The sequence below is a fragment of the Micromonospora sp. NPDC005806 genome, assembly GCF_042871425.1.
Classification (GTDB): Bacteria; Actinomycetota; Actinomycetes; order Mycobacteriales; family Micromonosporaceae; genus Micromonospora.
On the sequence record NZ_JBIAIL010000037.1, the window covers coordinates 13,540 to 33,654 of the forward strand.

General features: G+C 74.4%; 26 protein-coding genes. 21 read left to right on the plus strand and 5 right to left on the minus strand.

The window, feature by feature from the left end; all coding sequences use genetic code 11:
* The first annotated feature begins 8 nt into the window (after window positions 1-8).
* From ACFYOS_RS28705 to ACFYOS_RS28725, 5 genes are all read left to right on the plus strand, one after another.
* Complete coding sequence (locus ACFYOS_RS28705) at window positions 9-1,055, plus strand: Gfo/Idh/MocA family protein (RefSeq protein ID WP_387148221.1); 1,047 nt, start codon at window positions 9-11, stop codon at window positions 1,053-1,055.
* Window positions 1,048-2,136: a zinc-binding alcohol dehydrogenase gene (locus tag ACFYOS_RS28710; protein WP_387148223.1), complete on the plus strand. Its 1,089-nt coding sequence runs from the start codon at window positions 1,048-1,050 to the stop codon at window positions 2,134-2,136. The genes ACFYOS_RS28705 and ACFYOS_RS28710 overlap by 8 nt, the downstream gene beginning before the upstream one ends.
* Window positions 2,137-2,301: 165 nt before the next feature.
* A complete protein-coding gene (secA2, locus tag ACFYOS_RS28715) occupies window positions 2,302-4,596 on the plus strand; it encodes an accessory Sec system translocase SecA2 (RefSeq protein WP_387148225.1) in 2,295 nt (764 codons plus the stop codon).
* Between the two features lie 189 nt (window positions 4,597-4,785).
* Entirely contained in the window at window positions 4,786-5,526 is a 741-nt protein-coding gene (locus ACFYOS_RS28720; protein WP_387148227.1) for a GAF and ANTAR domain-containing protein, read from the plus strand.
* Window positions 5,527-5,602: 76 nt separating this feature from the next.
* Entirely contained in the window at window positions 5,603-6,106 is a 504-nt protein-coding gene (locus ACFYOS_RS28725) for a DUF2231 domain-containing protein (protein ID WP_387148229.1), read from the plus strand.
* Between the two features lie 63 nt (window positions 6,107-6,169).
* Here the strand turns inward: ACFYOS_RS28725 and ACFYOS_RS28730 are convergent, their stop codons facing one another.
* On the minus strand, window positions 6,170-7,093 hold the full coding sequence (locus ACFYOS_RS28730) for a DUF3500 domain-containing protein (RefSeq protein ID WP_387148341.1): 924 nt from the start codon (window positions 7,091-7,093) through the stop codon (window positions 6,170-6,172).
* Between the two features lie 213 nt (window positions 7,094-7,306).
* On the opposite strand from ACFYOS_RS28730, the gene ACFYOS_RS28735 reads away from it, so the two are divergent.
* The 10 genes from ACFYOS_RS28735 (at window position 7,307) to ACFYOS_RS28780 (ending at window position 13,557) form a co-directional block, all read left to right on the plus strand.
* Window positions 7,307-7,684, plus strand: coding sequence for a signal peptidase I (locus ACFYOS_RS28735; RefSeq protein ID WP_387148230.1), 378 nt, complete (start codon window positions 7,307-7,309; stop codon window positions 7,682-7,684).
* Between the two features lie 118 nt (window positions 7,685-7,802).
* Window positions 7,803-8,255: a cysteine dioxygenase gene (locus ACFYOS_RS28740; protein ID WP_387148343.1), complete on the plus strand. Its 453-nt coding sequence runs from the start codon at window positions 7,803-7,805 to the stop codon at window positions 8,253-8,255.
* 61 nt (window positions 8,256-8,316) lie between these two features.
* Window positions 8,317-8,808: a rhodanese-like domain-containing protein gene (locus ACFYOS_RS28745; RefSeq protein ID WP_387148232.1), complete on the plus strand. Its 492-nt coding sequence runs from the start codon at window positions 8,317-8,319 to the stop codon at window positions 8,806-8,808.
* A gap of 52 nt (window positions 8,809-8,860) precedes the next feature.
* A complete protein-coding gene (locus tag ACFYOS_RS28750; RefSeq protein ID WP_387148234.1) occupies window positions 8,861-9,442 on the plus strand; it encodes a winged helix-turn-helix domain-containing protein in 582 nt (193 codons plus the stop codon).
* 303 nt (window positions 9,443-9,745) lie between these two features.
* On the plus strand, window positions 9,746-10,354 hold the full coding sequence (locus ACFYOS_RS28755) for a winged helix-turn-helix domain-containing protein (RefSeq protein WP_387148236.1): 609 nt from the start codon (window positions 9,746-9,748) through the stop codon (window positions 10,352-10,354).
* Between the two features lie 100 nt (window positions 10,355-10,454).
* On the plus strand, window positions 10,455-11,084 hold the full coding sequence (locus tag ACFYOS_RS28760; protein ID WP_387148238.1) for a uridine kinase: 630 nt from the start codon (window positions 10,455-10,457) through the stop codon (window positions 11,082-11,084).
* A 250-nt stretch (window positions 11,085-11,334) separates the two neighbouring features.
* Window positions 11,335-11,733 (plus strand): TraR/DksA family transcriptional regulator, encoded by a 399-nt coding sequence (locus tag ACFYOS_RS28765; protein ID WP_387148240.1) that lies wholly within the window; start codon window positions 11,335-11,337, stop codon window positions 11,731-11,733.
* Between the two features lie 47 nt (window positions 11,734-11,780).
* Window positions 11,781-12,656, plus strand: coding sequence for a DUF72 domain-containing protein (locus ACFYOS_RS28770; RefSeq protein ID WP_387148242.1), 876 nt, complete (start codon window positions 11,781-11,783; stop codon window positions 12,654-12,656).
* Window positions 12,657-12,659: 3 nt separating this feature from the next.
* Window positions 12,660-12,830 carry a hypothetical protein gene (locus tag ACFYOS_RS28775; protein WP_387148244.1) on the plus strand — a complete coding sequence of 57 codons (171 nt, stop codon included), beginning with the start codon at window positions 12,660-12,662 and terminating at the stop codon, window positions 12,828-12,830.
* Between the two features lie 298 nt (window positions 12,831-13,128).
* On the plus strand, window positions 13,129-13,557 hold the full coding sequence (locus tag ACFYOS_RS28780) for a DUF2267 domain-containing protein (protein ID WP_387148246.1): 429 nt from the start codon (window positions 13,129-13,131) through the stop codon (window positions 13,555-13,557).
* Here ACFYOS_RS28780 and ACFYOS_RS28785 read toward each other — a convergent pair.
* Complete coding sequence (locus tag ACFYOS_RS28785; RefSeq protein ID WP_387148345.1) at window positions 13,542-13,841, minus strand: DUF72 domain-containing protein; 300 nt, start codon at window positions 13,839-13,841, stop codon at window positions 13,542-13,544. The two genes, ACFYOS_RS28780 and ACFYOS_RS28785, sit on opposite strands and share 16 nt — an antisense overlap.
* Before the next feature lie 276 nt (window positions 13,842-14,117).
* Between ACFYOS_RS28785 and ACFYOS_RS28790 the strand changes: the two genes are divergently transcribed.
* Genes ACFYOS_RS28790 through ACFYOS_RS28800 form a run of 3 tightly spaced genes read left to right on the plus strand, consistent with a single transcriptional unit; the run spans window position 14,118 to window position 16,193 of the window.
* Window positions 14,118-14,405, plus strand: a complete 288-nt coding sequence (locus ACFYOS_RS28790; protein ID WP_387148248.1) for a hypothetical protein — start codon at window positions 14,118-14,120, stop codon at window positions 14,403-14,405.
* A 9-nt stretch (window positions 14,406-14,414) separates the two neighbouring features.
* Window positions 14,415-15,686, plus strand: a complete 1,272-nt coding sequence (locus ACFYOS_RS28795; RefSeq protein WP_387148347.1) for a cupin domain-containing protein — start codon at window positions 14,415-14,417, stop codon at window positions 15,684-15,686.
* A 36-nt stretch (window positions 15,687-15,722) separates the two neighbouring features.
* Window positions 15,723-16,193, plus strand: coding sequence for a dethiobiotin synthetase (locus tag ACFYOS_RS28800; protein WP_387148250.1), 471 nt, complete (start codon window positions 15,723-15,725; stop codon window positions 16,191-16,193).
* 11 nt (window positions 16,194-16,204) lie between these two features.
* On the opposite strand, the gene ACFYOS_RS28805 is transcribed toward ACFYOS_RS28800, so the two are convergent.
* Complete coding sequence (locus ACFYOS_RS28805) at window positions 16,205-16,852, minus strand: HAD family hydrolase (RefSeq protein ID WP_387148252.1); 648 nt, start codon at window positions 16,850-16,852, stop codon at window positions 16,205-16,207.
* Window positions 16,849-17,241 (minus strand): MmcQ/YjbR family DNA-binding protein, encoded by a 393-nt coding sequence (locus tag ACFYOS_RS28810; RefSeq protein WP_387148254.1) that lies wholly within the window; start codon window positions 17,239-17,241, stop codon window positions 16,849-16,851. Before ACFYOS_RS28810 ends, ACFYOS_RS28805 begins: the two co-directional genes overlap by 4 nt.
* Before the next feature lie 39 nt (window positions 17,242-17,280).
* On the opposite strand from ACFYOS_RS28810, the gene ACFYOS_RS28815 reads away from it, so the two are divergent.
* Window positions 17,281-17,619, plus strand: coding sequence for a nucleotide pyrophosphohydrolase (locus ACFYOS_RS28815; RefSeq protein WP_387148256.1), 339 nt, complete (start codon window positions 17,281-17,283; stop codon window positions 17,617-17,619).
* A gap of 3 nt (window positions 17,620-17,622) precedes the next feature.
* Here ACFYOS_RS28815 and ACFYOS_RS28820 read toward each other — a convergent pair whose 3' ends face one another.
* Window positions 17,623-18,102, minus strand: coding sequence for a nucleotidyltransferase domain-containing protein (locus ACFYOS_RS28820; RefSeq protein ID WP_387148258.1), 480 nt, complete (start codon window positions 18,100-18,102; stop codon window positions 17,623-17,625).
* Window positions 18,103-18,153: 51 nt separating this feature from the next.
* On the opposite strand from ACFYOS_RS28820, the gene ACFYOS_RS28825 reads away from it, so the two are divergent.
* Together ACFYOS_RS28825 and ACFYOS_RS28830 are read left to right on the plus strand one after the other, a co-directional pair.
* Window positions 18,154-18,705, plus strand: coding sequence for a dihydrofolate reductase family protein (locus ACFYOS_RS28825; protein ID WP_387148260.1), 552 nt, complete (start codon window positions 18,154-18,156; stop codon window positions 18,703-18,705).
* Window positions 18,706-18,943: 238 nt separating this feature from the next.
* A complete protein-coding gene (locus ACFYOS_RS28830) occupies window positions 18,944-20,089 on the plus strand; it encodes an alpha-hydroxy acid oxidase (RefSeq protein ID WP_387148349.1) in 1,146 nt (381 codons plus the stop codon).
* Window positions 20,090-20,115 lie beyond the last annotated feature (26 nt).

Here is a 20,115-nt window from a genome sequence, read left to right on the forward strand (position 1 = left end):
GTCGAAGGATGCGCACGTGCCGGGTGGGACTGGTAGGGGCCGGCGGGGTGGCGCAACGCCATGCCCGGGTGCTGACGGGCTTCGAGGATGTGGAGCTGCTCGGGGTGACCGATGTCGCCCGGGACGCGGCGGAGGCGCTCGCCGGGGCGCACGGCGGCCGCGCCTTCGCCGACGTGGACGAACTGCTCGCCGCCGGCCCGGACGCCGTCTACGTCTGCGTACCGCCGTTCGCGCACGGACCGGTCGAGGAGGCGGTGATCGCCGCCGGGGTGCCGATGTTCGTGGAGAAGCCGGTGGCGGTGGACCTGGAGACCGCGGAGCGGATCGCCGAGCTGGTGGAGCGGCATGGGCTGCTCACCGGGGTCGGTCACCACTGGCGCTACCTGCACGTCGTGGACGAGGCCCGGGAACTGCTGGGGGACCGCCCGGTCCGGATGGTCAACGGGGCCTGGCTGGACAAGGTCCCGCCGGTGTCCTGGTGGGCCCGGTGCGAGCGCTCCGGCGGTCCGGTGGTCGAGCAGGCCGCGCACGTGCTCGACCTGATCCGGGTGCTGGTCGGCGAGGCGACCGAGGTGACTGCGTACGGCGACGGGACCCCACCGCCGGTCGAGGGCGCCGACATCGACTCGGTCACCGCGGCCACCGTGCGCTTCACCAGCGGCGCGGTCGGCACCCTGGCCGCGGCCTGCGTACTGGGCTGGAAGCACCGGGCCGGGGTGGAGATCCTGGCCGACGGGCTGGCCATGTCGCTGGCCGAGGATGGCCTGCGGATCTGCGACGGCGACGGCGAGCGGCACCTGCCCGCCGACCCGGACGGCGCCCGGGTGGCCGTCGACCGGGCCTTCGTCGACGCGGTCCGGGGGATCGGCGACGACGTCCGGGTCCCGTACGCCGAGGCGCTGCGCACCCACCGGTTCGCCCTCGCGCTGGCCGAGTCGGCGCGCACCGGGCGCAGCGTGGCGCTGCCCACCGGGCCGGCCGCCCGGGTCAGCCCGCCGGTCGCCGACGCCCTCCCGGCCGAAGTGAGCCGCTCGGAGGCGACCGCCGATGCGTGACCGGGTGGTGGTGGTCAACGGACCGGGCGCGGTCGAGCTGGTCGAGCAGGACGCGGCCGAGTTGCGCGAGGGTACGTTCCGGGTGCAGACCCGCTACAGCGGTGTCTCCGCCGGCACCGAGCTGAGCTACGTCAAGGGCACCAACCCCTACCTCAACGTCACCTGGAACGCGGATCTCGGCCTGTTCCAGCCCGGCACGGCGAGCACGCCGTACCCGGTCACCCGGCTCGGCTACATGCAGGTCGGCCGGGTGGTGGAGAGCCGCACCCCGGCAGTCCCGGTGGGCGCGGTGGGCGCGATGACCTACGGCCACCGCACCGGGTACGTCGCCGACCCGATCGCCGAGCGTTTCGTCCCGCTGCCCGAGGACCTCGACCCGCTGCTCGGCGTCTACGTCGCGCACATGGGCCCGATCTGCGCCAACGGGCTGCTGCACGCCGCCGCCGACCTGTGCGGCACCGACGTACGCTCGCTCGGCGACGGTGTACGCGGCCGCCGGGTGGCGGTGGTCGGCAGCGGCGTGGTCGCCCTGCTCACCGCGCTCTTCGCTCGGCGGCACGGAGCGGCCTCGGTCGTGGTGCTCGACCCGACCCCGCAGCGGCGGCAGGTCGCCGAGGCGCTCGGCTTGGAGACCCTCGACCCCGGGGTGGACGACCCGGCGGTGGTGCTCAAGACCCGGTGGAATCACTCCGCGGGGGACCGGGGGGCCGACGTGGTGTTCCAGTGCCGGGGCCAGGCCTGGGCGCTGCACCTCGCGCTGCGCCTGCTGCGCCCCCAGGGCACCGTGATCGACCTCGCCTTTTACCAAGCCGGCGCGGACGAGGTCCGGCTCGGTGAGGAGTTCCACCACAACGGGCTGTCGCTGCGTTGCGCCCAGATCGGCCGAGTGCCCCGTGGGCTCGCTCCCACCTGGGACCGCGAGCGGCTCTCCGCCGAGACCATCGAACTGCTGCGGCAGTACGGCGACCTGATCCGCAAACACCTGGTCTCGGCGGTGGTGCCGCTGGAGGAGGCGCCGACGCTGCTGACCGACCTGGCCGAGCGTCGCCGGCAGGAGCTCCAGGTGGTGTTCACCGGCTGATCCCACGGCGGTGGCCGGGGGCGACCGGGCCCCGGCCGCCCCCGGGCGAGGCCACCCCGTCAGACCCCCACTGAGCTGCCGAAACGGGCAGCTGACCGGACACCGGGTAGACGCGGCGCCGGGCGGGCGTCACAATCGGCTCCGATTCGCGTACCGTTGCCGCTCATGGGTGTGTCGCAACGGTTGAAGAGCAGGTTCCGGCGGTTCCTCGAGCGCCCGGGGACGACGGTCGACCTGGCCCCGCTGGAGAAGCTGCTGCCGGCCATCGAGGCCCGCGAGGCGGAGCTGGAGAAGCTCTCCGACGCCGAGCTGACCGAGGCCGCCGGGCAGGCCGAGGGGTACGAGGAGATCTGCGCGATCGGCCGTGAGGCGGCCCGCCGCGGCCTCGACCAACGGCCGTACGACGTCCAGCTGCTCGGCGCGATGGCGCTGCTCTCCGGCAAGGTCGCCGAGATGGCCACCGGCGAGGGCAAGACGCTCACCGCGACCGTCGCCGCGTACGGCCACGTCCGGCGGGGCAACGGCCCGGTCCACGTGCTCACCGTCAACGACTACCTGGCCCGCCGCGACGCCGAGTGGATGGGGCCGGTCTACACCCTGCTCGGGCTCACCGTCGGCTGGGTCAACGAGGCCTCCACCCCCGACGAGCGGCGCGCCGCGTACGCCTGCGACGTCACCTACGTGTCGGTCAGCGAGGCCGGCTTCGACTTCCTTCGCGACCAGCTCGTCACCGACCTCGCCGACCGGGTCCAGCCGCCGCTGAAGACCGCGATCGTCGACGAGGCCGACTCGATCCTCATCGACGAGGCCCGGGTGCCGATGGTCCTCGCCGGCGCGGTCCCCGGTGAACAGGACCCGGTGCACGCCGCCGCCGCGCTGGTCCGGGGCCTGCGCAAGGGCAAGCACTACACCGTCGCCGAGGACGGTCGCAGCGTCGCCTTCACCTCCGTCGGCCTGGCCACCGTCGAGGCCAAGCTCGGCGGCATCGACCTGTACGACGAGGAGCACGTCGGGCAGCTCTCCGCGGTGAACGTGGCGCTGCACGCGCACGCCCTGCTGCACCGGGACGTGGACTACATCGTCCGGGACGGCTCGGTCGAGCTGATCGACGAGATGCGCGGCCGGGTCGCCCAGCGCCGGCGCTGGCCGGACGGGCTCCAGGCCGCGGTCGAGGCGAAGGAGGGCCTGGACGCCACCGCCGAGGGCGAGGTGCTGGGCACCATCGCCGTGCAGGCGTTCATCGCGCTCTACCCGACGGTCTGCGGGATGACCGCGACCGCGGTGCTCGTCGGCGACCAGCTCCGCGAGTTCTTCGGCCTCGAGGTGGCGGTGATCCCGCCGAACACCCCGTGCATCCGGGAGGACGAGCCGGACCGGATCTACGCCACCCGGGCCGAGAAGGAGGAGGCGCTGATCGACGAGATCAAGCGCTGCCACGAGGCCGGCCGCCCGGTGCTGGTCGGCACCCTGGACGTGAAGGAGTCCGAGGGCCTCGCCGCCGGGCTGCGCGCCGCCGGGGTGCCCTGCGTGGTCCTCAACGCCAAGAACGACGACGAGGAGGCCACGATCATCGCCGAAGCCGGCGCGTACGGCGCGGTGACGGTCTCCACGCAGATGGCCGGCCGGGGCGTCGACATCCGCCTCGGTGGCAGCGACCAGGCCGACCGGGAGCGGGTGGCCGACCTCGGTGGCCTCTTCGTGATCGGCAGCGGCCGGCACGACAGCCGCCGGGTCGACGATCAGCTCCGCGGCCGGGCGGGCCGGCAGGGCGATCCGGGTGGCTCGGTCTTCCTGGTCAGCCTGGAGGACGACCTGGTCGTCCGGCACGCCGGCGACACCGTCCCGGCGTCGCCGCGGATGAACGCCGACGGCCTGGTCACCGACCCCCAGGTCGACTACGCGGTCGAGCACGCCCAGCGGGTCGCCGAGGGCGTCAACCACGAGATCCACCGCAACACCTGGCGGTACAGCGTGGTGATCGAGCAGCAGCGCAAGGCGCTCGCCGAGCGGCGGGAGCGGCTGCTGACCAGCGACATCGCGGCGCTGATGCTGCTGGAGCGGGTGCCGGAGAAGGCCGGCGAGATGGACGAGGACCTGCTCGCCGAGGTGGCCCGGACGATCGCCCTCTACCACCTGGACCGGCTCTGGGCCGAGCACCTGGCCGAGCTGTCCGAGGTCCGCGAGGGCGTGCACCTGCGGGCGCTGGGCCGCCTCGACCCGCTGGACGAGTTCCACCGCAGCGCCGTGCCGGCGTTCAACGCGCTGGTCCCCGAGATCGAGGCGCGCACCATCGCCACCTTCGAGGAGACCGAGTTCACCGACGGCTGGGAGCCGGACGCCGCGAAGCTGGTCCGGCCGAGCGCCACCTGGACGTACCTGGTGCACGACAACCCGTTCGGCTCGGAGCTGGACCGGCTGATCGCCTCGGTGGGGCGGCGGCTCATCTCCGGGTCCCGCTGACCCGCCGCGAGGGGTCCCTTCCGGCGCGTATCGCGCCGGAAGGGACCCCTTTGCGCGGTTTCGAACCTGGTTTGCGAGGGTAGTAGGCCGGGGCTTCGAGTCAGGGAGAGAAGAGCGGATGCGACAGGCAATGGCGCCGGACGGGGACACCGCGTGGCCGTACGCGGGGGTGGCGGAGGCCGTGGCCCGGTGAACCTCGACACGCGGGAATCCATGATCGACACGCTCGGAGTGCTGGAGATCGCCGCGCTGCTGCGCGAGCTGACCGCCGGCCTGATCGCGGTCACCGACTTCGACGAGGCGCTGAAGCGGCTGGTCTGCGTCGCCCGGGACGCCGTACCCGAGGTGGACTGCTGCGGCTTCACCGCGCTGCGCGCCGGTGAGCCGGCCGGTGTCGCCGCCTCCGACCCGGCCCGGGCCGAGCTGGACGACCTCCGGCACGGGCCGGACATGCCAGCGCTGGCCGCCATCCGGCGGCGCGAGATGATCATCGCCCAGGACCTCGACCAGGAGTCGCGCTGGCCCGGCTGGACCGGTCGAGCCCGCGGGCTCGGGGTGCACGGGGTGATCTCGGCGCCGGTCGACGTGGACGAGCAGGTGATCGGCGCGATCAACCTGTACGCCGAGTCCGCCGATGCGCTCACCACCCGCCACCAGCTCACCGCGATGCTCCTCGCCGAGCACGCCGGGCTTCTGCTGGCCGCGGTCCGGGACCGGGAGCGGCAGGCCGCCCAGGCCGGCCAGCTCGACTCGGCGCTGCTGGAGGAGGGAGTCGTCGGCCAGGCCGTCGGTGTGATCATGACCCAGCGCGGCTGTCCGGCGCCGGAGGCCCTGGACGTGCTCCGCAGCGCCGCCTCCTCGTTGGACATACCGCTGCGCGAGGTGGCCGAGCGGCTGTTGCTCACGGTCTCCCGGCCCCGGGACAACTGAGCGACACTCGTTTCACCCAGGTGGGCCTCGGGTAGCACCCTGGATTGGTGAGCCGATCCGACCTGGGGAGAAACCGATGGAGAGCCGACTGCGGGTGCAGGGCCACCCCATCCAACCGATGCTGGTGACGTTCCCGTTCGGACTCTTCGTCAGCGCCGCCGTCTTCGACCTGGCCGACGTCGCCGGCGGTCCCGCCTTCCTCGGCGAGGTGGGCTACTGGACGGCCGTCGCCGCCCTGGTCGCCGCCGCACTCACCACCGTCGCCGGGATGGTCGACCTGTGGGATGTCCGCGCCGGGCGGACCCGCCACACCGCCGTCACGTTCAACCTCGTCAACGCCGCCATGGCGGCGCTGTTCCTGCTGACCTGCCTGATGCGGGCCCACGCGCCGCAGCGCGGGGCGACCGGCGCCGAGCTGGCCACCGAGCTGCTCGCACTGGCGGTGGGCTCGGTCGGGGTGTGGCTGGGCGCCCGGCTGATGCGCCAGTTCGAACGGCGCCGGGCCGCCGAGCCGAGCGGCTTCGAGGCGCTCGGCGACATCCCGGCCTCCACCGTGGAGATCATGCGCCCGCCGGCCTGACGGTATGTGCCGTGCCCCCACCCGTTCTCGCGACCACCCTCCGCAGTTCGGCGGAGCGGCCGGTCAGTGGGCGGTGGCGTGGTGGGCGGCGAGGACGTCGGCGCCGAAGTCGCTGGCCGGACGGCGCAGCACGGTATGCGCGTGGTTGCCGTCCTCGGTGGTGTTGTCGTATTCGATCAGCAGGTCGTCGCCCTGGATCCGGTAGTAGTGCCGCTGCCCGGGACGGGTCGCGCCGGCCCAGGCGAAGTGCAGCTCCCCGCCGTCCAGGCGGCCGGCTTCGCGGGCGGCCAGCTCGGGCGGTAGCCGGTCCAGGTAGAGCGCGACCAGTTGGTCGAGCAGGGCGCGGCCGGTCGGGCTGAGCCGGCCCCGGGACATCCCGAGCGGGTCGATCCGGCCGGGAGCGGTGGGCCGGGTGGCGCTGATGATGTCGCCCGGCGCCTCGTCGGCCACGACGGCCGCGGCCCGCCCGGCGGGGCCGAGCGCGTCGAGGAGCTCCCGGGCCAGGTCCTCCTCCGGGCCGAGCGGCCGGGAGACCGGGCGGCCGGCGTACCGGACGGTCGCCGGGTTGGCACCGAGGAAGAGCGGGGCGGGGGAAACCTGGTCGGCGACCACGGTCATGCTGACCGAGAGGTGGTGCCCCTCGAACCGCCAGGCCCACCGGTCGTCGCGGGCCGGGTCGCCGAAGACGGCCACCCAGTAGTCGCCGCTGTGCCGGCCGCGCCGCCACCCCTCCGCCCGGTCGAGCACCTCCTCCAGCGCGACCACGGCCATCGCCTGGGCGTACGCGGCGGGGCTGAGTGCGGTGGCGAGCAGTCGGTGGGCGGCCTTGCGGGCGGTGACGTCCAGGTCGGCGAGGCTGACCCCGGGCCGGGGCAGTGGCCGGTACTCCAGCCACCGCCGGGCCGCCTCGTCGTCGAAGTCGTGCCGGGCCCGCTGCCGGGACGGCTCGTCGAGCGCCGTCAGCAACGCACCGGCCGCCGCGCGCATCTGCTCGGGTACGGGATCCTCCACCGCCTCTGTATACCGCCCGCCCGCGGGCCCGGTGGCTGTCGGGGTCAGATCCTGGATACCGAGCGGTCGACCCGGACGGAATCGGATCCGGGATCCGCGTCCCTGGGCCAGGGTGGCCCTTGTCGTTGGTCGTGTTGACCGGCAGGCCGGCGTCGACGTAGCTTGCGCAGCCGGCACGAGAGGGGACGGATGCGCGATCGGGTGTACGTGGGCAGGGCCGCGGTGGACGGGGCGACCGACGCCGGCTGGCTGCTCGGCCACTTCAAGCCGCCCGGGGACGTCCGGCACAGCACCGAGGTCGAGGTGAAGTGGGGGGTGCATCCGGCGGGGGAGATCCGCTCCCGGTGGGCGACCGGCGAGCGGCGTACCGCCCTGCTGGTGCTGATCAGCGGCGCGTTCCGGGTCGAACTGGCGGACCGCACGGTGGTGTTGCGCGAACCGGGCGACTACGTGGTGTGGGGTCGGGGCGTGGACCACTCCTGGTACGCGGAGCGGGAGTCGGTGGTGTTGACGGTCCGCTGGCCCTCGGTCCCCGGCTACCGGGTGGACCCGCCCGTCCTGCGCTGACCGGACGCGAACCCCGGGGCATCGTCCCACCATCCGATATAACCTACTAAGTCTATAGGGTTTATCGGCTAGGGTGACGGGACATGCGCCGCTCCGTACCCGGGAGGACGACCCGCCGATGACCCGCACCGACCCGTCCGACCTGCTCGCCGCCGCCGCCCGCTGGGCCGACCCGGCCGGGTGGCCGGTCCCGCTGCGCTTCGACCGCGCCGAGCGGTGGTACGCGCGCCTCGCCGCCGACGCCGAGCACGAGGTGTGGGCCCTTAGCTGGCTGCCCGGGCAGGGCACCGATCTGCACGACCACGGCGGCTCCGCCGGAGCTTTCCTGGTCGTCGCCGGCACCCTCACCGAGGAGGCGGTCAGCGGCGGCCGGCTGCGCCCGCACCGGCTCGCCGCCGGCGCCGGACGGCGCTTCGGCGCGCGCCACGTGCACGTCGTCACCAACCGGGACGACCAGCCGGCGGTCAGCGTGCACGTCTACCGGCCGGGGCTGAGCCGGATGACCCGCTACCGCCTCGTCGCCGGACAACTCCTGGTCGCCGAGGTGGCCGAGGCCGGGGTCGCCTGGTGACCCGGCCGGCCCGCGCCCCGCAGTCCCACCCCTGACCCGCACCGCACGGAAGGACGCGACGATGCCGCCCACCCACACCCGTACCGAGAGCTGTCCGGTCCCGCCGCCCGGCTCCAGGGGCGTCGATGAGATCCTCGCCGCCGCCCGCGCCCGGCTGCGCCGGCTCGACCCGGAGCATGCCCACCTCGCGTACCGGGGCGGGGCGCTGCTGGTCGACATCCGCCCCGCCGGGCAGCGCGCGGCGCACGGCACCGTCCCGGGCGCGCTCGCCGTCGAACGCAACGTCCTGGAGTGGCGGTTCGACCCGCGCTGTGCCACCCGGCTGCCACAGGCCGTCGACTACGACGTGCCGGTGGTGATCCTCTGCCAGGAGGGTTACACCTCCTCGCTGGCCGCCGCCGCGCTCCAGGACGTCGGCCTGCACCGGGCCACCGACGTGGTCGGCGGGTTCGCCGCCTGGCGCATCGCCGGGCTGCCCGCCCTCGGCCCCACCCCGCCGCTCCGACCCTCGTCCGCCGCGCCCCCGGTCACCGCCGGCCGGGCGTACCGCTGACCGCCATGCCGCATCCGGCGTGGCGGCCGCGACCGCCAGCTCAGGAGGCCCCATGTCCGTCGTCGCCATCGCCCCGCGTCCGCACCGGCCCGGCCGCCCCGACCGGGCCGGACCGGGCCGACCGCGCACCGCACCGACCCTGACCATCACCCTCGACCTCGGCGTCGGCCCACTGACGCCCGGCCTGGCCCGGCTGGTCGACCTGCTCGACGAACTCGCCGCCTCCGGGGAGGGGGTGCTCCGGCCCGAGGAGCACGAGGTGGCCCGGGCGGTGATCGACCTGCGGCGCGCCGCCGCGCCGCCCGCGCCAGCCGGGGCGGCCGACGAACCCGACACGGTACGGATCCGCACCGGCGTCCGGGTGGTCCGCCAGGGCGGCCGGGAGATTCCGCTGACCCGGATCGAGTACGACCTGCTGCTCTTTCTCGCCGAGCACCCCCGGCAGGTGTTCACCCGGCTCCAGTTGCTCGCCAACGTCTGGGGCTACGAACACGCGGTGGCGCGCACCGTGGACGTCCACGTGCGCCGGTTGCGAGCCAAGCTCGGCATCGGCACGCCGCTGGTGACCACCGTCTACGGCGTGGGCTACCGGCTCGCCGACGAGGCGAGGATCGTGGTCGACCGCGAGCGCTGAGCGGGCGCCGGCGCTGGCGCGGCGTACCTGGTCGCCAGGTGCGCCGCGCTCGTGTTTCCGGTGCCCGCAGGGCCCACACCGGCCACTGTGAACCGGGCGGGGACCCCCCGTAACGGGTCATCTCGCCACTCTGCTGTAATCATCTGGCCTCGTACGCAGAGCGAGCATTCGGCTCCGATGTGTTCGTCAATTGTCACATTCATGCAACGTAGCCGCCCCTTGACCCTCGCACAGGCGCCGGGAAGCATCGATGAAGCGGCGTCCCGGGCCGTGGGGAGATACCCGGACCAGCCAAGGAGGACCATGTCGGTCAGCCCCGCCTCGTCGCGCGCCGGATGGCATACGTCCCAGCCCGCGGTCCCCGGTCGGCCCCCCGGCGGCCAGCGACGCCCCGCGAACACGGCCGCACCCGTGCTCACGGTGACCCTCAACATCCCGCTCGCCTGCGAGGAGTCGCTGACCCCGCCCGCCCGCCGGCTGCTGGAGGCCGCGCGCGAGCTGCTGGAACGCGGCGACGCGGTGATCTCCAGCAGCCCCGGCCCGGCCGAGCGTCGCCCCGACCCGGTGCCGGCCGGGCGGTCCCCGGGCCGGCCGCTCGCGCCGACCATCCCCAGCCTGCACATCCTGGCCGCCTCCCGGTCGGTGCTCCGCGACGGCGAGCCGCTGCCGCTCACCCGGCTCGAGTTCGACCTGCTGCTGCACCTGGTCGCCCACCCCCGCCGGGTGTTCACCCGGCTGCAACTGCTCAACGCGGTCTGGGGGTACGAGCACGCCGGCGTCCGCACCGTCGATGTGCACGTCCGCCGGCTGCGCGGCAAGGTCGGGGTGGACGTCCCGCTGGTCACCACCGTCTACGGCGTGGGCTACCGGCTCGCCGACGACGCCCGCGTGACCATCGACCGCACCGGCTGACGCCGGATCCGGCCACCGCGCCCACGCCTGTCCGGACGGAGCCCCGACCGCCCGGCCGATCGCGTGGTGGCTCCCACCGGCCGCCGGGCAGGATGGTCGGATGCGCGTCCGTCCGATCACCCCCGAGCTACTCGTCACCGAACTAGCCGACCGGCTCGCCCGTACCGCCGTGCCGGGCCGGCTGCGGGTCGCCGTCGACGGGCCGCCGGCGGCAGGGCCGGACGCCCTGGCCGAGGCCCTGGTCGACCCGCTGCGCGCCGCCGGCCGCCCGGTGCTGCATATCCGCGCGGTGGACTTCCTCCGCCCCGCCTCGGTCCGCCTGGAACACGGCCGGACCAACCCGGACGCCTACTACGAGGGCTGGATCGACGAGGCCGGGCTGCGCCGGGAGGTGCTCGAACCGGCCGGCTCCGACGGTTCGGGTCGATTGCTACCGTCGCTCTGGGACGCCGCCACCGACCGGGCCAGCCGCGTCGGGTACGTCGAGCTGCCGCCCGGTGGGGTTGTGCTGGTCAGCGGCCCGCTGCTGCTCGGCGGCGGCCTACCGTTCGACGTCACCGTGCACCTCGTGCTCTCGCCGGCGGCCCTGGGCCGGCGCACCGACCCGGACCTGCGCTGGACGCTGCCGGCGTTCGCCCGGTACGCCGAGGAGGTCGCCCCGTCCTCCTTCGCGGACGTGGTGGTGCGCGTCGACGACCCGCGCCACCCGGCCCTGGTCGAGGCCGCCTGACCGCCCCGCGCCCGCGCGGTCGGTTTCCGGGCGTTCGGCCGCTGGTCGGGACGCACCGGCACGGACCGGACGGTACAGGCGGGCACGAACGGCGGGAAAGAACGCGGAAGTCTCCGGTTTGGTCCGCAGACGGGGTGGGTAATCGCCCGGCTCACAGAGCACGGGTGATCTCACCCGGGCATTCCATCGGACCACGTCCGGGGCGTTCGCGCCCCGGACCGGCATGAGGCCCCAGGAAAGGCAGGCAGCGATGCTCGTCCACGACACGGTAGCCACGGGCCGCTCCCAGGCGGAGGTCGACCGGATCCGGCAGTCCCTGCAGTCGCGGTACGACGAGCTGACCGCGGAGTACGAGCAGGCCGTGCAGCAGAGCCAGGTGCTGCGGCTGGTCGAGATCGGGGACACCGCCGGCGACGACCAGGCCGACAGCGGCACCAAGACCGCCGAGCGGGACACCGCGCAGTCCCTGCTGCGCACCGTCCTGGACCGGCGTGCCCAGTTCGAGCACGCGCTCACCCGCCTCGAAGAGGGCACATACGGCTTCTGCGAGGGCTGCTCCGCGCCGATCCCGGTGGAGCGGCTGGAGATCTTCCCGTCCGCCACGTCGTGCGTGGCCTGCAAGCAGACCCGGGAGCGACGGGCGGCCTGAGCGTCGCCCGGGTTGCCGGTCGGTCCCGTCCGCGGTGGACTCGTCACATGGGTGAGATCAGGGTGGGCACCGCCTCGTGGACCGACCGGACCCTGCTCGACTCCGGCTGGTACCCGCAGACCGCGGACACCCCGGAAAAGCGCCTGGCCTACTACGCCCGGCAGTTCCCGCTGGTCGAGGTGGACGCCACCTACTACTCGCCGCCCGCCGAGCTGACAGCGCGGCTGTGGGCGGATCGCACTCCACCTGGTTTCACCTTCAACGTCAAGGCGTTCAGCCTGCTGACCGGACACCCGACCCGGGTCGGGGCGCTCTACAAGGACCTGCGCCCGGAGACGGAGAAGAAGAGCCTCTACCCGGACGACCTGCCGCCGCAGGCGTACGAGGAGGTCTGGAGCCGGTTCCTGTCCGCTCTGGACCCGCTGGTCGACGCGGACAAGCTGGGCGCGATCCTGTTCCAGTTCCCGCCCTGGTTCACCATCAAGCGGAGCAACAAGCAGTACCTGCTCGAGGTGGCGAAGCGGTGCGCCCCGCTGCGCGCGGCCTTCGAGCTCCGCCACGCCTCCTGGTTCGACGGCGACAACGCCGAGGAGACGCTGGGTTTCCTGCGCAAGCACGAGCTGCCGTTCGTCTGCGTCGACATGCCGCAGGGCTACAAGTCCTCCGTACCGCCGGTGCTGGCGGCCACCGCGGACCTCACGGTGGTCCGCTTCCACGGGCACAGCGACAAGTGGACGAGCAAGGACATCCACGAGAAGTTCGGCTACGACTACTCCGACCGGGAGTTGCGGGATTGGGCGCCCAAGCTGCGCGAGCTGGCCGGCGAGGCGGCGCAGACGCACGTGCTCATGAACAATTGCTACCGCGACTACGCGCAGCGCAACGGCCAGCGGCTGCGAGACTTCCTCGGCGCGAAGGACTGACCGGTGGACGACCACGAGGACGAGTGGGCTCGGATCATGGGCGGGCCGCGGCAGTCCAGCGACCTCACGCGCCTGATGTTCGTCGGGGAGCTGCGGCTATGGGGCTGCCTCACCGTCCTGCTGGCGGTCCTGCTGCTGACCGGACTGGCGTGGCAGTGGGTCGGCCGGCACTGAGGACGGGTTCACCCAGACGGGGTGAGGTGCCCTCACCCAGTCGACCCGCAGCATGGACCGTGTGTGCGGTCCGTCGACCGACGCGACCGCGAGGCCGACAGGAGGTGGGCCATGACGGTGCGGGTCGTAGCGGATCGACGCCGCGGCGGGGTGCTGCACGTGGTCGGGCAGTCCGACTCTCCCCGGCGCAGCGAGCGGCCCGGTCGGTTCAGCCCGACCCGGCTCTGGCGGGGGCCCAGCGGGCCGCCGCGCCGCACCGACGACCGACGCTGGGAAACCGACGCACGGGGGTGGGCAGATGGCTGAGCAGATGATTTCCGCGTTCGAGTCCTCGCTGGACAAGACGAACGTGATGCTCAAGGAGATCGAGTCGGCGTACGGCTGGCCGAAGGAGCAGCGCAACCAGTCCTACGCGGCGTTGCGTACCGTGCTGCACCTGCTGCGGGACCGGATGCCGGTGGCGCAGAGCGTCGAGTTCGCTCAGCAGTTGCCGGTGCTGCTGCGGGGCGTCTACTTCGACGGCTGGCAGCCGGAGAACGTGCCGATCAAGCTGAACCGCGACGACTTCCTCTACGAGGTCCGGCAGGGCTTCCCGTACGACGTGCAGGGCGGCACGGAGCAGGTGGTACAGGTGGTGCTGGACACCCTGCGCCGGCACGTCAACCAGGGCGAGTGGGAGGGCGTCAAGTCCACGATGCCGAAGGACCTGGTTCAGATGATTCCCTGACCGGTGGCGTTCCGGCCCGCTCCACCTCGCCGGTGGGGCGGGCCATTGGCGTCCGGGTCACCCGGGAAGAGCCGCAGCGTCGCGTCCAGCGCGTCGGGGTCGGCGCGCAGGTTCGGCGGGAGCTGCACCAGCACCGGCCCGAGCCGGTCGCCCAGCCCGGTGGCCCGGCCGAGGAAGCGGGCAACCGGCTCGGCCGGCTCCCTCAGCCGCTTGCGAACCGCGCCGCGAAGTGCTCCAGCTAGAGCCGCTGCGGCAGCTTCGCCGGGTAGAAGCGCTTCCGCCAGTCGCGGTACTGCCACCCGGAGGTGCCGACCAGGATCATCGCTGGCCGCTGCCCCATGGCCACCTCCTGTCCGACCGGCCCTCACCGTCATGCTGACACCGACCGTCGGCGCCCGCCCGGCACGCGGGCCGGGTGACGTCCGCCGGGGCCCGGCGAACCGTCCCTCCCGCCGGGCCCCGGCGTCTACCGTGTGGTTAGAGAAGATCGCACGTGGGGTACCACCCGCTCCACGACGGACCCCGGCGGACGACGGGGCGGCACACCCGAGGGAGCACCCATGCCACTCAACGACGACGACATGCAGACCACCGGCGGCGGCCCGGAGGGCCTGGCCGACGGTGGCGCGAACCCGGGCCAGCAGGACGGTGGCGCCGACGGCGGCGCGGACCGGGGCGCGGAGCGCGGCGCGGACCTCGGTGCCGACCGTGGCGCGGAGGGTCCCGCCGACGGCGGCGCGACCCCGGGCATGCAGGACGGTGGCGCCGACGGCGGTGCCGAGGGCCCGGCCGACGGTGGCGCGACCCCCGGCCAGCGCGACGGCGGCGCCGACGGCAGCGCCGGCTGACGGATGACCATGACGCACCTCGACCCGCCGGGCGGCCGCGGCCGCCCGGCGGTTCCGTCTTCCGTGACCGACGTCCTGGCCCGCTGCGTGGCGGTGGACCCGGCCAAGTTCGCCGCCGACCACTGGGGGCGCAGCCCGCTGCTGTCCCGCGCCGCCGAGCTGCCCAACCCGGCCGGCTTCACCGACCTGCTCAGTCCCACCGACGCCGACGAGCTGCTCAGCCGGCGCGGCCTGCGTACCCCGTTCCTGCGCGTCGCGAAGGACGGCCAGCTGGTGCCGGCGGCGGGCTACACGGGCGGTGGCGGCGCGGGCGCCGAGATCGGCGACCAGGTCCTCGACGAGAAGATCCTCCAGCTGTACGCCGACGGCGCGACCCTGGTCCTGCAGGGCCTGCACCGGACCTGGCCGGCGCTGGTCGACTTCGCCCGGGACCTGGGCGCCGCCCTGGCCCAGCCGTTGCAGGTCAACGCCTACCTGACTCCGGCCGGGAGTCAGGGCTTCGCCACCCACTACGACACCCACGACGTCTTCGTGCTCCAGGTCGACGGCCGTAAGCACTGGCGGATCCACCCGCCGGTGCTGCCCGACCCGTTGGAGAAGCAGACCTGGGGTGGGCGCGCGGACGAGGTCTCCGCCACCGCCGAGGGGCGGCCCGCGCTGGACGTGGTGCTCGAACCCGGCGACGCGCTCTACCTGCCGCGCGGCTGGCTGCACAGCGCGCAGGCGCAGGAGTCCAGCTCGCTGCACCTGACCGTGGGCATCCGCGCGCTGACCCGGTACGCCCTGGTCGAGGAGTTGCTGGCGCTCGCCGCTGAGGAGCCCCGGCTGCGCGTCGGGCTGCCGTTCGGCGTCGACGTCGCCGACCCGGACGCCATCGAGCCGGAGCTGACCGAGACGGTGGAGGCGCTGCGCGACTGGCTGCTGGGCGCCGACCCGGCCGCGGTGGCCGCCCGGCTTCGGGAGCGGGCCTGGCCGGCCGCCCGGCCGGCACCGATCCGGCCCCTCGCCCAGGCCGCCGCGCTGGCCGCGCTGGACCCGGACAGCCAGGTCGCGGTCCGTGCCGCCCTGCGCTGGCAGCTCACCCCCACCGGAGACGGGAAGGTGGCGCTGCGCTTGTTCGACCGCACCATCACCCTGCCCGGCACCTGCGAGCCGGCGCTGCGGGCCGTGCTCACCGGCGACGTCACCCGGGTCGGCGACCTGCCCGGCCTGGACGACGACGCGGACCGCCTGGTCCTGGCCCGCCGCCTGCTCAGGGAGGCCGTGCTCACCCCCGCCTGACAGTGAGGTTGACGGCCCGGACGAGGGGTGGGGCGGATGCAGGTGGCGGTGTGCGGGCCGGGGCAGGCGACGCCGGCCGAGGTGGCGCACGCTCGGCGGGTGGGGGAGCTGCTGGCGGGGCGAGGCGTCACCGTCCTCTGCGGCGCCGGTGGCGGGGTGATGGCCGCCGTGGCCGTAGGCGCCCGCTCCCGCGGCGGCCTGGTGATCGGGGTACGCCCCGACGACGGCACCGATCCCGGTCCCGCCGAGCTGTCCGCACACCTGGTCACCAACATGGGGCAGGCCCGCAACGCGATCCTGGTGTGGAGCGCGGACGCGGTGATCGCCGTGGGCGGCTCCTGGGGCACCCTCAGTGAGGTGGCCCTGGCGATGCGGCGCGGTGGTATCCCGGTGGTGGTGCTCGGCGGCTGGCGGATCGTCGACGCCCACGGCTCCCCGGTGCCGGGCCCGGTGCACGTCGACACCCCCGAGGAGGCCGTCCGCGTCGCTCTGGGTGAGCCGGGGTGACCGGCCACCGGTCAGCCGAGCAGGGACAGCAGATCCTCGGGGGCGGCGGCGGCCAGGTCCGCCGGCTCGGCCGGGTCGTACTGGTGACCCCAGCCGGCGGCCACCGCCACCGCGCCGCTGCTGCGGGCGGCCCGCAGGTCGAGCGGCGAGTCACCGACGTACGCGGCCCGGCCGGGTACCACCCCCAGCAGCCGGCAGGCCAGCTCGACGCCGTCCGGGGCCGGCTTGGGACGGGCCACCTCGTCGCCGCCGAGGACGACGCGGAAGTGCCCCAGCAGGCCGGCCCGGTCTAGCAGGATCTCGGCCGCGCGGTGGCTGGCACCGGTGAACAGGCCGACCGGCATCCGGGCCGCGACCTCGGCCACCATGTCGCCCACACCCGGATAGGCGGTGACCTGCCCCGCGAGCGCGGCCAGGTGGGCGTGGTAACTGGCCAGGTCCGCTGCGCTGGCCGGACGCCGGAGCAGGTGGGTGAGCAGCGCGGACGGCGGGCCGAGCGGATAGCCGGCGATGATCTCATCGTCGGAGCGCACCGGCCCGCCGCCGTCCACGACGGCCGCGCGGTAGGCCGCGGGCACCACCGTGTGCGACTCGATCAGGGTGCCGTCCATGTCGAAGACGATCGCGTCCGGCGCGGCCCGGCGTGGGGGAGGACTCACCGCGTCTCCGCCCGGTGCGCGGCGGCGAGCCGCTTCGGGGCGCGGGCGTACCACGCCTCGGTGATCAGCTCGGTCAGTTCGGCGACGTCGATCCGGTCGAGGTGGACCAGCACCGCCGGATAACCGTCGAAGTGCGGGGTGGTGAAGTAGACCGCCGGGTCGTCGGCCAGCAGCGCCTCCTTCGCGCCCAGGTCGGGTACGCGCGCGCCGAGGACCGGGCCGTCCGGGGCGGCGTCGCCCAGGGCCGCCCGGTCGGCCGGGCGCAGCGGCCGGTCCCAGACGAAGAGCTTGTCGCGCACCCGCCACGCGGGCAGGTCGTCGTGGCTGCCCCGCTCGCTCGTCTCGGGCAGCGCGAGCGCGATCCGGCGTACGTCGTCCCAGGTCGCCATGGGCCGACCATACGCCGACCTACCGACTAGATTGCCGGCATGGATCTCGCCGAGTTGCAGGCCCGGGCGCGGGTCGTCGCCGACCGCTACGACCGGCACCACGAGGCGGCGGGCCGGACCCCGTGGCGCACCGAGGACCTGACGCTCGGCTTCGTCGGCGACGTCGGTGACCTGGCCAAGCTGGTGCTGGCCGTGGAGGGGCGGCGGGAGCTGCCGGACGCCCGCGAGCGACTCGGCCACGAGTTGGCCGACTGCCTCTGGTCGGTGCTGGTCCTCGCCGACCGGTACGGCGTGGACCTGGCGGCCGAGTTCGCCCGGATGACCGCCGGGGTCGACCGCCACCTGGACCGGCTCGGGGTGGAGCGGCCGGCCGGGTGACGGTCAGTCGACGGGGCTGACCTGCCGGAGCAGGGCGATGTCGTGGTGGTCCACCGCCCGGGGCGGATACCCCTCGCGAAAGCGCAGCTGCTGGGCCACCGACAGGCAGGGCACCGGCCGGCCGGCGATGCTCCCGGCGGCGAAGCCGTCCGGGGCGTAGCGGAACGACGCCCCGTCGAGCCCGGCCTGGACGCCGCTGCCGTCCGGCCGGAAGGCCACCGGGTGCAGGTCGACCTTCCGCCCGTCGGGGGCGGTGAGCTCGGCGCGGACCGGCAGCCAGTCCACGGTGGTCACGAAGCCGAGCCGGTCGAGCAGCGCGAGCAGTGGCACCTGCTGGGTCGCGTCGAAGGCCAGGTCGAGGTCGCCGTGCGGCCGGGTCCGCCGGCCCACCACGGCGTCCACCGCCCAGCCGCCGGCCACCCAGACCCGCAGCCCGGCCGCGGCGAACTGGTCCAGCAGCGCGATCACCTGGTCCCCGTGCACGCCGGCAGCCTGCCAGACTGGCGGTCCGGCCCGCCAACGGAAAGGACGCTCATGCGCAAGGTCATCGTGTGGATGTCGATCTCCTTGGACGGCTTCATCGAGGGCCCGGGCGGGGAGCTGGACTGGCACCGCGTCGACGACGAGCTCCACCAGCACTTCAACGACGAGCTGCGGACCAAGGGCGCCTTCCTGGACGGCCGCCGCACCTACGAGCTGATGGCCGCCTACTGGCCGACGGCCGACCAGGACCCGGGGGCCAGCGCGCCGACCCGGGAGTTCGCCGGGATCTGGCGGGACATGCCGAAGGTTGTCTACTCGCGCACCCTGGACCGCGCCGACTGGAACGCCACCGTGGTCCGGGAGGTCGTCCCCGAGGAGGTTCGGGCGCTCAAGGAGCAGCCCGGCGGCGACCTGGTGGTCGGCGGCGCCGACCTGGCCGCCGCCTTCCGCCGCCTGGGTCTGGTCGACGAGTGGCAGATCTACCTCCACCCGGTCGTGGTCGGCGGCGGCAAGCGGCTGTTCCCCGCCGGCACCCGCCTCGACCTGGAGCTGGCGGAGAGCCGGCGGTTCGGCAACGGGGTGGTGCTGCTGCACTACCGCTGACCCGGGGCGCGGCCGGGAGCACCCGGCCGCGCGATGGCAGGTCACGACTCCGGCACCGGCTCGTAGACCCGCTGCACGACGGGAGGAGCGGTATGCTGCGCGGATGCGTGACGCCGGCGTCCCCACCCAGTTGACTGAGCCGGCGGTGACCGACGGGCCGGCGCTGGACGCCCGGCCGACCGTTCCGACGCCGGTCCCGACCGGTCACGCCATCGACCCGGCGGCGAGCCCGGCGTCCATGTCGGACGCTCCCGTCGGCGCGGAAGGGTCGGCGCCGCCCGACGGTGACGCCGCAGCGGGATTCCGGCCGCCCGCCAGCCTGGCCGACTTCGCCGAGCTGGCCCGGGCGGTGCTGCCACGGGAGGTGTGGGAGTACGTCAACGGCGGCAGCGGCAGGGAGATCACCCTCGCCGCCAACCGTGCCGCCCTGGACCGGGTGGCGGTGCTGCCCCGGGTGCTGACCGGCGTGGACGCCCCGCGCACCGAGGCGGCCCTGCCCGGCGGCAGCTACGCCATGCCGGTGGCGGTCGCGCCGATGGCGTATCAGAAACTGCTGCACCCGGACGGCGAGGTTGCCCTCGCGGCCGCCGCCCGCGCAGCCGGCGTGCCCTACGTGGCGAGCACCCTGGGCAGCACGCCGATCGAGGAGGTCGCCGGGGTTGGCGGCCCGATCTGGTTCCAGCTCTACTGGCTGCGCGACCGGGGCATGGTCGCCGATCTGCTGGACCGGGCGCACACGGCCGGCTGCACCGCGCTGATGGTCACCGTCGACGTGCCGGTCCTCGGCCGGCGGCTGCGCGACGTGCGCAACGGCTTCACGCTGCCCCCACACGTCACCGCGGCGAACCTGCCGGGTGGCCGGAACGACCTGGCCCACCAGGGTATCCCCGGGGTGTCCGCGGTCGCGGCACACACCGGCGCGGTCTTCGCCCCGGCGCTGAGCTGGGCGGACCTGGCCTGGCTGCGCGAGCGTACGCCGTTGCCGCTGCTGGTCAAGGGCATCCTCGACCCGCGCGACGCAGTCCGCGCGGCGGAGACCGGGGTGGACGCCGTGGTGGTCTCCAACCACGGTGGACGGCAGCTGGACGGCGCCCCGGCGACCGCCACCGTGCTGCCCGAGGTGGTCGCGGCGGTGGGAGAGCGCTGCGCGGTGCTGCTGGACAGCGGCGTACGGAGCGGCACCGACGTGCTGCGCGCGCTCGCCCTCGGCGCCGCCGGCGTGCTGATCGGCCGGCCGATGCTCTGGGCCCTGGCCGCTGGCGGACGGGCCGGCGCCGAGGCGGCGCTGGCCCTGCTCGCGGCCGAGCTGCGCGACGCGCTCACCCTGTCCGGCTGCGCTGACCCGGCCGCGGCCCGGCAGCTGCGCACCCTGATCGTAGGCTGACGCGGAGCCGGCAGAGCTGCCCGGGT